The sequence below is a fragment of the Pseudarthrobacter adonitolis genome, from assembly GCF_055412845.1.
Genome location: NZ_JBVAYW010000048.1, coordinates 1 through 3215 on the forward strand (window position 1 = coordinate 1; position 3215 = coordinate 3215).

At 60.8% G+C, this 3215-nt stretch carries 3 protein-coding genes; 2 read left to right on the top strand and 1 reads right to left on the bottom strand.

The annotated features are described in order from the left end of the window. The first annotated feature begins 1236 nt into the window (after nt 1-1236). The gene (locus tag ACZYZ4_RS19395) at nt 1237-1398 is read left to right on the top strand and encodes a hypothetical protein (RefSeq protein ID WP_463863406.1); all 162 of its coding nucleotides are present in this window, start codon (nt 1237-1239) and stop codon (nt 1396-1398) included. 378 nt (nt 1399-1776) lie between these two features. Here ACZYZ4_RS19395 and ACZYZ4_RS19400 read toward each other — a convergent pair whose 3' ends face one another. Then, entirely contained in the window at nt 1777-2169 is a 393-nt protein-coding gene (locus ACZYZ4_RS19400) for a MerR family transcriptional regulator (protein WP_463863407.1), read from the bottom strand. Between the two features lie 25 nt (nt 2170-2194). On the opposite strand from ACZYZ4_RS19400, the gene ACZYZ4_RS19405 reads away from it, so the two are divergent. After that, on the top strand, nt 2195-2995 hold the full coding sequence (locus ACZYZ4_RS19405) for an aminotransferase class IV family protein (protein WP_463863408.1): 801 nt from the start codon (nt 2195-2197) through the stop codon (nt 2993-2995). Nucleotides 2996-3215: the final 220 nt, after the last annotated feature.

The following is a 3215-nucleotide window of genomic DNA, read 5'->3' on the forward strand; positions in this document are numbered from 1 at the left end:
TCCGGGCCCACGAGCACCACAAACATACCCAGGCCGGTCAACGCCAGTCCCGCTGCGGGGACCCGGGGCAGCCGAAGGCTGCGTGCAGCAAGCAGCAGTGCTCCCAGGACCAGGCTGCAGTTGGCTCCAGAGATACTGATATGAAAGGAGATGGGTGAATTCTGTGATCACGTTTGATCAAATTGCGAGCCAGCGCCGCTGTTCAGTGGGGGCTTTTAGAGTGTGCACCATCGAATGTACGCCCTGTTTGGGGCAGGCGCGAACGGGATTCCGAGGCGGCGGTGTTCGTCCGTGTGCTGCCGGATAGAAGGCCACCTTCCTCCTGACCGGATCACCGCCAACACACCGTTCCTTCGGACTTAGCTCCCGAAGAGCTTCGCCCCAATCTTTGAAAAGATGCCAGGCTCTTTCGACGCGTCTTCTCCGGCGTCACCCCCAGAGCGACCAGGGGATTTTTCTGGGCAGTGAGGTCTTGGTCGTTCGTCGATACGCGGGCGTATCCGATGAGGAGTCCGGTCATGGTGTTGAATGTACCGTTTGGCCCCCGGGGACCATGGCTCCAAGCGCCGCCTTCGCTTCTTCGTACCTCTCACCGACGGCGTTCACGCGTGCGAAACCGCCGTCCGGGCCGTCAATGGTGCCTGTAATCACCACCCCCACACTTTAGCCACAACCCAGCCTTGGCTTCTGGGTTTGAGCTACTTCCGCAGGGGCAACGAACCTGCGATCATTCAAGCAGGCCTCCTGAAAGTGGGACCGAACAACCGGGCCGGTAGCGTTCCGTCCCACACCGAGGTACCCGTGGAGGACCCACATGCATCCCCTGACCCTGATCATTATTGTCCTGGCTGCGGCGGTTCTGTGGATTGCAGTTACTGGGAGTCTGCTTGCGCACCTCGCTCACTCAGAGCGCCGGCAAGGGCTGAGAGAACCCCGTAAGAGTAGGAGTGCCAACGGCCTAGGGCGGGGGCATGGGACCAGAACCACGAGGCGACTGAAAGTGCGGCGCGTGCGGCCGCCTCGGCGGGTAGCCCTGCACAGTCGAATTAGGTAGGCACTACTCGTGAACGGGACCGGCCATCCCCCTAGGGTGGCGACCCGGGGCCGGCGGTGATTCGACGCGGTACTTTCATGAACCGGATGTTTCGGGCAAATCGACATGGCCCGCCTGATCCGCAGGTCACGTATTTCAGGCCAGTCAGGCTCCAAATAGGCGCGGCGGCGGATGATGGAGGTATGCGAAGGGTCATCGGGTTGCTGACGGCGGCGGTTATCACCACGCTCATCTTCGGAAGTTTCTACGTCTCACTCCAGCAGCTCGGCCGCCGCTCAGCGAATGCGGCACCGGCGGCTGCCGCTGCGGCACAGGTCCAGCTGATGTCGGAAGCGGGAAGCTGACGGAGCTGGCCGGTGCCCTAGCCATATCCTGCGCGATGGCCGCACACGCCGTGCTGGCCGCTCGCGGCGAGTGGGTCACTAATGAGAAGCGGCTCCTGGACCGTGCCGGGTTGCGCGACATGGACGAGCTTATTATCGGGCTACAACCGGGCCATCCGTTCTTGAAAGAACGATTGATCAGGCCGCGCAGCGCCTAACCGATGCCTTGGCCCAAGCGATGCCCTAGTCCGCTCGACAAGACGGAGAGTTAAAGCTCACTTGTCCGATTAGCGCTTCCTTTGTGCTGGGCCCTTCCGCCGGGCCACATCGGCCGGTCCCTCAACCGTCTACCGTGCCATCAAACGCACAGGCGACCCTGCACGACCGCTTAGCGTGATTTCACTCTAGTGAGCACCCGCTGGGTTCGGGCGCTGAAGCGTCGATGAGTCCCTGGAGCGACGACCGCGTGGTGACGAGCGAGGCAATCCTTGCGTCATAGTCGCTGAGGTGCTCAACAAGGACGGGGACGGCGCAGGGGTCGAGGCGGCCAGGCTCGTGGATGCAGTCCATCAAGTCACGGATCACACGGATGGGCAGTCCTACATCAAGCAGTTCACGTATGTACATGACCTGTTCAATGGTGCTGTTTTCGAACAGTCTCTGCCCGGTCGAGGACCTTTGCGCCGGAAGAATTCCTTGATTCTCGTAGTGCCGCAGCAACCTGGCGCTGACCCCGGTACGTGCTGAGAGCTCTCCGACCCGGAGCAAACCGTCGGCGCTTGCCTTTGTCACTAGTGTCAACTCCTACGTTGTAAGCATGATCTCCAATACGTACTTCAACGGTAAGCCTGCCACCACCGACGACCTTACCCCTCTGGCGTTCGCGGGGTACGCGCACTTCACCGCCATGCAGGTGCGCGATCGCGCAGTGCGAGGGCTTGATCTCCACCTCGACCGCCTGCGTGACGCGAGCGATGAGCTCTTCGGACGTCACCTGCCTGATGAGCAGATCCGTGAACTCCTTTCGTCGGCACTAAGGTCCACACCGCCCGACGTCTCATTGGCTGTCTTTGTTAGTTCGCGGCCCGGGGAATTCATGCGAACTCATGGGAAGGTCGAGCTTGACGTGCTCACAAAAGTCACGAATCCGGTCACGCCGTCAGCTGAGCCACTATCCCTTGATGTCGTCTCGCACGCGCGGCACCTTCCGCACGTCAAGCACGTAGGCGAAGTGGCGAAGACCCAATTCCTTCGCCACGCTAATCAGCGCGGCTTCGACGACGCCATGTTCACCGACGCCTCTGGGTGTCTCAGCGAAGCAACAATATGGAACATTGCGTTCTGGGACGGGCAATCGGTGATCTGGCCGAAGGCTGACGTTCTGCCCGGCATCACCATGCAAATCCTGAAGCGCCAACTGGCCGCCCGCAATGTTGACCAGGTCACGCGCTCGATCCGCGCAGTGGACTTAAGTGAGGAATTCGCGGGCGCGGTGATGAACTCGTGGAGTCCCGGCATCCATGTTGCGCGCATTGCTGAGCATTCGCTCGGGGATACCCATGAGCTCACTCGCATCCTGCACGAGGCATACGCATCGGAGCTCCCTATCAACCTGTGAGTGGGCAACAACCGGCTAACGGCCGGCCGGTGTGGACATAATCGCCGCCATTTATCGCTGCGATTCACAGTCCAATCGGTCGGACAGCCAAATTTCCGCCCGGTCAGGGTTCGGCGGATTCAGGCGGTCATTGCAACAGGAGTCCTTCGATCAGTTCGATCGGTTTTTTGAACTCTAGTCTTTTGCGTGGCCGGTCGTTGAGTTCCTGGGCAACCCAGTC

What these genes read in the sequence shown, in the direction of transcription:
- ACZYZ4_RS19405 (WP_463863408.1), top strand. Translation starts at nt 2,195, where the DNA reads ATGATCTCCAATACGTACTTCAACGGTAAGCCTGCCACCACCGACGAC.
- ACZYZ4_RS19395 (WP_463863406.1), top strand. Translation starts at nt 1,237, where the DNA reads ATGCGAAGGGTCATCGGGTTGCTGACGGCGGCGGTTATCACCACGCTC.